This window comes from Rhodococcus sp. IEGM 1406 (assembly GCF_030056745.1).
GTDB classification, from domain to species: domain Bacteria; phylum Actinomycetota; class Actinomycetes; order Mycobacteriales; family Mycobacteriaceae; genus Rhodococcus_F; species Rhodococcus_F erythropolis.
This window is the reverse complement of sequence record NZ_JASHKO010000006.1, coordinates 311,386-318,996: the sequence shown is the minus strand read 5'-3', so window position 1 is coordinate 318,996 and position 7,611 is coordinate 311,386. Positions and strand designations below refer to the sequence as shown.

The window sequence follows — 7,611 nt, the reverse complement described above, 5'->3', positions numbered from 1 at the left end:
TCGGCAACCATTCAGACGGAAGAATGAACAATCACCGACGAAAAATACTCACACCCCGAACATCAGAACCGAAACCCGAAGGCCCGGAACATCATCCGAAATGCGAAGTACCAAAAAAATATTTGGCACTGACATTCATCGACACACTGTTGAGTTCTCAAAGAACACGCACACACCATCACCACGACCCTATGGCCGCCGCTCCGGGGCAACTTTTCCAGCCTATCCCAACCAGGTCACCGGCGCAAACCGGAACCCCGTGAAGAAAAACTGGATTGTGTTCGCCAGGCACTTCGTACAACCTCGTGTCACTCACCCTCGCAGGTGGGAGTCGGTGTCCGTGTCGCTCTGACCTGGACAAAGTTACGCGAAGATCAACACAACACCAAATCGCCAGGTCAGAGCACTGCGGTCGGTTAACTTCACGGAACCCAGTACCTCTCGGCCAGTTCTTCGACGATCGGATCGCCTTCCTCGGCCTGTTCCAACGCTTCGAGATCGTCGTTGATCGACACCAGCCGGGGATCGTCACCCTCAGCGTCCTGAATCGGGTGCCGACCGTCCTCGGCGAGTTGCCTCAGTAGCTTTTCCTTGACGCGCGCTTTCAACGAATCAGCCATACCGCCAGCATGTGCCGCTCCGGCCCAGTTGTCGAGGCCTACTCGTCGTCCTTCTTGCCGAAGACACGTCGTGCCGTCGGAATCAGGATGATCAGCGCGCCGAGCAGAACGATGAGCGAAAAAACCTGCAGTGCCATGTCGACCTCTTACCGTCACGCCGGCGCGAGCCAGCTCCCCCACGGGGTGTTTCGAACAACCGTAAATGCAACGAGAACTCCGAGCACCACGATCGTCACAGTCGGCCGAAGCACGATCATGCGATCCCGCGTGCCTTTCCAACGGCGCACTGTCCAACCGATCCACGCGATCACCAACACCGCGACAAACGGCACGATCAAGACATTGCTGGACACTGCGGCGCCAACATCCAGATTAGTCAGGTCATTGACCGCACGAAGGCCACCACACGCCGGGCACCACAATCCCGTCAACGCGTACATCGGACAAACGCCGTAACTACCCGCACTGTGGGGATCACGGAAGTGGAGTACCGCGGCGGCCGTCACCGCCACTGCAGCAACACCGACGGGTGCGGCCAGCGCGCGTCGTCGACTTGCGACCACTTCCAACTCCATGACACCCACTGTAAGAGACCTCGGCAGCGACTAGCGCGCGCGAACGACTACCGACCGGACCACCATGTCGTGCCAGCACTGGTGCTTCGAGTCCCAGAGCGGCCAGAGATAGTTGAGGAAGCAGGCGCCACCCAGGATAGCCATCATGATCCAACGAAGCAGCGCCATCACCGGGCCGAGAGGCACACCGTCGGACTCCCGAATCACCGAAATTCCCAGCCACTTCTTGCCGAGCGTCTGTCCGGTGTTCCCTTGCCTGAAGACGAGATTCCACACCTCGATCAAGAAGATCGCCAGTATGCCGACGACCATGACGATCACCCCGACCGGATTACCGCCTTCAGCGCTCACGCTGCCGTCGTCGTATGTGGTCACTTCGGATCCGGAGAACGCGATCACTGCTCCGATGCCCGCGAGGATGACGCCGGGGAGCGGAACGACAAAGCCGTCGAGGATTGACGCAAACACCCGAGAGATCCAGCTTGCGAACGGATAGGCGGGCGTCGGCGGCTGATAACCCTGTGGCGGCATCGGCGGCATCTGCCCGTACGGCGGATTCTGCGATGGTTGGCCTGGTCCCCAGTTCTGATCCGACATCGAGGTCTCCCCTGTTCAGGCACGTGTTCGCCGAACTCAGGATAAACCGCACATACGCAAGAATTGGGAACTAACGACCAGAGCCCCACATCCGGATTTCCGGGTGTGGGGCTCTTGGCTGAGCTGCCTGAGAGAATCGAACTCTCGACCTTTTCATTACGAGTGAAATGCTCTACCGACTGAGCTAAGGCAGCGTGCCTTTCGGCGGTGGCGAGTCTATCTGGTCAACCCCCGGATCGCGAAAACGGGGGTCGGAAAGCGGCTCCGATGGAGGCAACCATCGCATCGAGCGCCCACTGCAACTTGACGTTGAAGTCGACGGCCTCGCGGCATTCGAGCACCGCTTCGATGCACTTGAGCAACCCCTCCGGGGACGTTCGTGCAGCCAACTCGGCGGCCTGCCGAGCCATGTCGGGATGGGTCGCCGTCGACGTCGACCCCAGCGAATAGGAAAGCGCGTCCCGGTACATGCCGGCCAGGTCGATCAGCGTCCGGTCGAGAAGATCGCGGCGGGCCCGGGTGTCGCGCGATTTCTGGCGTGCTTCGAGGTCCTTGATCAGACCAGCCGATCCGCGCAGAGTCCCGGCTGTTCCCTTGCCGGTTCCACCGCCACCCAAGGAGACCTTGAGCTCCTCGAGTTCCTGTTCCTTGAGTTCGGCGTAGAACGCCTTGGTGTCAGCCTCGATCGACTTCACCAAGTTCTCTGCGGCCTTGTACGCCGTCGAAGCACCGATCGCGTCTGCGGCCAGCCGAAGCGAACGCTGACGCTCGTCCCGCGCGCTCTCGTCGGTGGCGAGGCGCCGCGCCCGACCGACATGTCCGCCGCTGATCGATGCGGCGATTCTCGCTCGCTCCGGATCCAGCCCGTCGCGGTCGATCAGTACCTGAGCGATCGATTCGACGGACGGCGTCACCAACGGCATGTGCCTACACCGCGAACGGAGGGTGACAGACATGTCTTCCGGATCGGTCGTCGGCGCGCAGAGCAGGATGACCGTGCGGTCCGGTGGCTCCTCGACAACCTTCAACAGGGCGTTGGCTGCGCCTTCGGTCAAACGATCGGCATCCTCGACCACGATGACCTGCCACCGCCCCGTCGTCGGCCGACGCGAAGCGATGTTGACTATCTCGCGCATGCCTTTGACGCTGATGCTCAGGCCGTCGGGGATGATCCGTCGTACGTCACCGTGGGTTCCACCCATCGTCGTCGTACACGCATGACACTCACCGCACCCTGGTGCACCGTCGGAGGTGCATTGCAGGGCTGCGGCGAAGCAGAGAGCAGCAACCGAACGACCAGAGCCGGGTGGCCCGGTGAAGAGCCACGCGTGGGTCATCTCCGAGCCGCTGGAATCGCCACGAGCAGACAGCGCAGCATCACGCAGGCTCTGCTCGACGTCGTGCTGACCCACCAGCCGACCGAACACACCTCGTTCGGCCACTTCAGTACTCATGCAAAAACCCTAACCGTCGGCACCGACGAAGCCTTACGAGTCCTTCTTCGCGGGAGCCTTCTTGGCGGCAGCCTTCTTGGCCGGGGCCTTTTTTGCGGCTGTTTTCTTGGCAGCGGCCTTCTTTGCCGGAGCCTTCTTGGCAGCAGCCTTCTTCTTGACCGGGCCGCGCGCACGACGATCAGCCAGCAACTCCGACGCACGAGCATCAGAAATGGATTCGACGTCGTCGTCCTTGCGGAGGCTGGCGTTGGTCTCGCCGTCGGTGACGTACGGACCGAAACGGCCGTCCTTGATCACCATCGGCTTCTCGCTGACCGGATCGACGCCCAACTCACGCAACGGAGGCGTTGCCGACGCCTGACGCCCACGACGCTTCGGCTCGGCGTAGATCTTCAGGGCCTCGTCGAGCGTGACGGTGAACATCTGCTCTTCGTTGGCGAGCGAGCGTGAATCCGTGCCCTTCTTCAGGTACGGACCGTAACGGCCGTTCTGCGCGGTGATCTCTTCCTTGGATTCGGGATCGACACCCACGACGCGCGGAAGCGACAGCAGACGAAGCGCATCTTCCAAGGTGATCGTCGCCAAATCCATGGACTTGAGCAGCGATCCCGTCCGCGGCTTGGGGCCCGCGACCTTCTTGGCAGCCTTCTTCGCGGGCGCCTTCTTGGCTGCGGCCTTCTTCACCGCAGTCTTGGTACTGCCCGAACTGATTTCTTCCGGCTCGGGAGCGGAGACGGGAACGATGTCCGGTTCCGGCTCGGCCGGCGGTTCGGGCAGGATCTCGGTCACGTAGGGACCGAAGCGGCCTTCCTTCGCGACGATCTCGTGGCCCGTCAGTGGGTCGACGCCCAGCTTGCGGCCCTCTTGAGGCGTCGAGAACAGCTTCTCGGCGTACTCGGGAGTGAGCTCGTCCGGCGGCAGGTCGTCGGGAAGATTTGCCCGCTGCGAGATCAGATCGCCTTCGGGATCGTCCGGGTTCTGAACCATGCGCTCGAGATACGGGCCGAACCGGCCGACGCGCACGTGAACCTCGCGGCCCTCGGCGTCGTCGAAGAGACGGATGGAGTTGACCTCGCGAGCGTCGATCTCCTCGAGGTTGACACCGACCATCTTCTTCAGCCCGCCCTCGCGGGCGACCGATCCCTCTGCGCCTGTCTCGCCGCCGAAGTAGAAGCTGCTCAGCCAGTTGCCACGCTGCTCACGACCGCCGGCGATCGCGTCGAGATCGTCTTCCATTCCTGCCGTGAAGTCGAAGTCGACCAGCCGGCCGAAGTGCACCTCGAGCAGTCCGATGACGGCAAACGCCACCCAGGACGGAACCAGCGCGCTGCCACGTTTGTAGACGTATCCGCGATCGAGGATGGTCTTGATGATCGACGAGTAGGTCGAAGGACGGCCGATGCCGAGTTCTTCGAGCGTCTTGATCAGGCTGGCTTCTGTGTAGCGAGCGGGCGGGTTGGTGCTGTGCCCGTCCGGATCGAGCTTGGTGGCCGTGACTTCCTGGCCCTTGACCAGTACCGGAAGCCTGGATTCGGCGTCGTCGGACTGACCGCCGGCTTCTTCGTCGACACTTTCGACGTAAGCCTTGAGGAAGCCGGCGAACACGATGGTGCGACCCGAAGCGGAGAACGTGCAGTCCTCGCCGGTGCCTGCCGTGCCGGAGATGCGGAGCGTCAGCGTCGTACCGCGGGCGTCGGCCATCTGCGAAGCGACGGTCCGCTGCCAGATCAGTTCGTACAGCTTGAACTCGTCGGAATCGAGCTTGGAGTGCAGCTGACCCGGGGTCTGGAACACGTCGCCGGCGGGGCGGATCGCCTCGTGCGCTTCCTGCGCGTTCTTGACCTTGCGGGTGTACTGACGCGGCGTCGGATGCACGTATTCCGGACCGTACAACTCGGTGGCCTGCGCACGAGCGGCTGCGATCGCCGACTCCGAGAGCGTCGTCGAGTCGGTACGCATGTAGGTGATGTAGCCGTTTTCGTACAGACGCTGCGCGATACGCATGGCGCGCTCGGACGTGAAACGAAGTTTGCGTCCGGCTTCCTGCTGGAGAGTCGACGTCATGAACGGCGGGTAAGGCTTGCGCGTGTATGGCTTGTCCTCGGCGGAGGAAACCGTGAGGTCGACGCCCTGCAACGCTTCCGCGAGACGACGCGCGTACGCCTCGTCGAGCACGGTGACTGCGCTGCCCTTGAGCTTTCCGTCAGCTCCGAAATCACGGCCGGAGGCGACACGCGAACCGTCGACGGAGACCAGGCGAGCACCGAAACTACGCGGGCTGGCCTCTGCACCGGCGTCAAGCGTCGCGGAAATGTCCCAGTACGACGCCGACTTGAACGCCATGCGCTCGCGTTCACGCTGGACGATGACGCGAGTGGCCACCGACTGGACGCGGCCGGCCGAGAGCTTCGGCATGACCTTCTTCCAGAGAACCGGGCTGACCTCGTAACCGTAGAGACGGTCGAGGATGCGGCGGGTTTCCTGAGCATCGACGAGGTCGGTGTCGAGTTCGCGGGTGTCTTCGGCGGCAGCACGGATTGCCGGCTCGGTGATCTCGTGGAAGACCATTCGACGAACCGGAATCTTGGGCTTGAGAGTCTCGAGGAGATGCCAGGCGATTGCCTCGCCCTCGCGGTCGGGGTCAGTTGCGAGGAAGAGCTCGTCGGCGTCCTTCAACAGAGACTTGAGTTCGGCGACCTTGCCCTTCTTTTCCGGGCTCACGACATAGAGCGGCTCGAAGTCGTGATCGACGTTGACGCCGAGACGGGCCCATGACTCGCCCTTGTACTTGGCCGGAACGTCTGCTGCGCCTCGTGGCAGGTCGCGAATGTGACCGACCGATGCCTCTACGACGTAGTCCTTACCGAGGTAGGGAGCGATTTTGCGCGCCTTGGTCGGTGACTCGACGATCACGAGGCGACGAGGGTTACCGGACGCTCCCTGACCGCTGCCGTTGTCCGCTTTAGCCACCTGCTGCCCGAGCCTTCCTTTGGACGTTCACTGCCGTCGGCAGATCTTCAGAACTAGACGTGTGGAGCAAGTTATACCCCGTGTCTCTCTTTACAGAGTGACATACCCGCAAGACATTCGTGCAGATCAGTACAGTATGGGCTCCGTCGGACACGCGGCATGAGCACCGTCGGACACGCGGCATGAGCACCGTCGGACGCGAGGCAAGAGCACTGTCAGACGTGCGGCCAGGCGACCGAAGTGTCGACGTGTTTCGGCGCCTCACCGAGGTATTCGACGAGCTTTGTCAGTCTCTTCTTTCCCGACACACGGAGCCCCGGGCCCGGTGTCCGGTTACCCAGTTGAGTCGGCGCGATACCAACCCGCATCAAGGCCTGAGCCAGCGGTGCGTGCGTCTCCTTGGCATGGGGGTCGAGGCCGAAAACGAATCGCTCGCCGCCTTCTTCGAGCCTGCCGGCCGCGACGGCCCACACCCGGAGTTGGCGGGAGTTCGGTACCCAACCGACCGGCACCGCCTTCACAGCTCCCTTGGTCCACTGCACGGACAGCGGAAGGAGTGCGGGCGTCGACTGCGTGCGGACCAATGGGCTGCCTTCTTCACTACGCGTCACCTCGGCCCCGAGTCCGCACTGCGCGATCAACTCGGCAACGGCCTGCGCTCTCCAGTCCCGATCCACGACGATCGAGATCCGGGCACGGTCCTCCGAGGTCACGACCTGACCCGGTCCGGCCAGCATTCCGGCGAGGTCCGTCACGGCAGGTGGAATCGACTCGGCAGAGAAAAAGGACAGTTGGCTCACAGAGTGAAACGTAAGCCACGAAGGTACTGACGGCATAGACGACCGGCCGTGGTCGAACAGCTGCGTGCATTACCTCGGACAGAGAAAGACTGGCTCAGCCCGAAAAGATTTGTCCCCCACCGCACGGATGCGATGGGGGACAAATACTGTCCGAACTAATCGCTCAGCGAGTGAGCGGAAAAATCAGACCGCGCGAACGCCGGTAGCCTGGGGACCCTTGGTGCCCTGGCCGACCTCGAACTCCACACGCTGGTTCTCCTCGAGGGTACGGAAGCCGTTGCCCTGAATTTCGGAGTAGTGAACGAAGACGTCTGCGGAACCGTCTTCGGGAGCGATGAAGCCGAAGCCCTTTTCAGCGTTGAACCACTTCACAGTGCCCTGTGCCATGCTTTTCCTTCTCTTTCTAACACCGGATTCGGTGAACAGCCCTTACAGTCCACCGGGCCGGTTCCGACCGCTGTACGTCTTTATTTCCCCCTCAGGAAAGGCAGAGCACCGCGCCCGCAACAACGATCCTGCGAGCGTGCACTTTCTCAAGCCTACGAACACAGAAGCTGCGACCGATTGTCAGTCAACCATGTTCTCCGCGTGCACA

The 7,611-nt window shown here is 62.2% G+C and carries 7 protein-coding genes and 1 tRNA gene; all 8 read right to left on the bottom strand.

The genetic code is table 11. The features are described from left to right. Nucleotides 1–422: 422 nt before the first annotated feature. Nucleotides 423–620 carry a hypothetical protein gene (locus QM596_RS26675; protein ID WP_283310304.1) on the bottom strand — a complete coding sequence of 66 codons (198 nt, stop codon included), beginning with the start codon at nt 618–620 and terminating at the stop codon, nt 423–425. Nucleotides 621–772: 152 nt separating this feature from the next. After that, complete coding sequence (locus QM596_RS26670; protein WP_021342697.1) at nt 773–1,195, bottom strand: DUF2752 domain-containing protein; 423 nt, start codon at nt 1,193–1,195, stop codon at nt 773–775. Between the two features lie 30 nt (nt 1,196–1,225). Further along, entirely contained in the window at nt 1,226–1,792 is a 567-nt protein-coding gene (locus tag QM596_RS26665; protein WP_020905988.1) for an RDD family protein, read from the bottom strand. A 121-nt stretch (nt 1,793–1,913) separates the two neighbouring features. Beyond that, nucleotides 1,914–1,986: transfer RNA gene (locus tag QM596_RS26660), tRNA-Thr, on the bottom strand. Between the two features lie 30 nt (nt 1,987–2,016). Then, the gene (locus QM596_RS26655) at nt 2,017–3,246 is read right to left on the bottom strand and encodes a DNA polymerase III subunit delta' (protein ID WP_019746652.1); all 1,230 of its coding nucleotides are present in this window, start codon (nt 3,244–3,246) and stop codon (nt 2,017–2,019) included. A 33-nt stretch (nt 3,247–3,279) separates the two neighbouring features. Beyond that, nucleotides 3,280–6,216: a type I DNA topoisomerase gene (gene topA, locus QM596_RS26650; protein ID WP_019746651.1), complete on the bottom strand. Its 2,937-nt coding sequence runs from the start codon at nt 6,214–6,216 to the stop codon at nt 3,280–3,282. Between the two features lie 215 nt (nt 6,217–6,431). Next, complete coding sequence (locus tag QM596_RS26645) at nt 6,432–7,016, bottom strand: hypothetical protein (protein WP_003946106.1); 585 nt, start codon at nt 7,014–7,016, stop codon at nt 6,432–6,434. A 183-nt stretch (nt 7,017–7,199) separates the two neighbouring features. After that, nucleotides 7,200–7,403: a transcription antiterminator/RNA stability regulator CspE gene (gene cspE / locus QM596_RS26640; protein WP_003946117.1), complete on the bottom strand. Its 204-nt coding sequence runs from the start codon at nt 7,401–7,403 to the stop codon at nt 7,200–7,202. Nucleotides 7,404–7,611 lie beyond the last annotated feature (208 nt).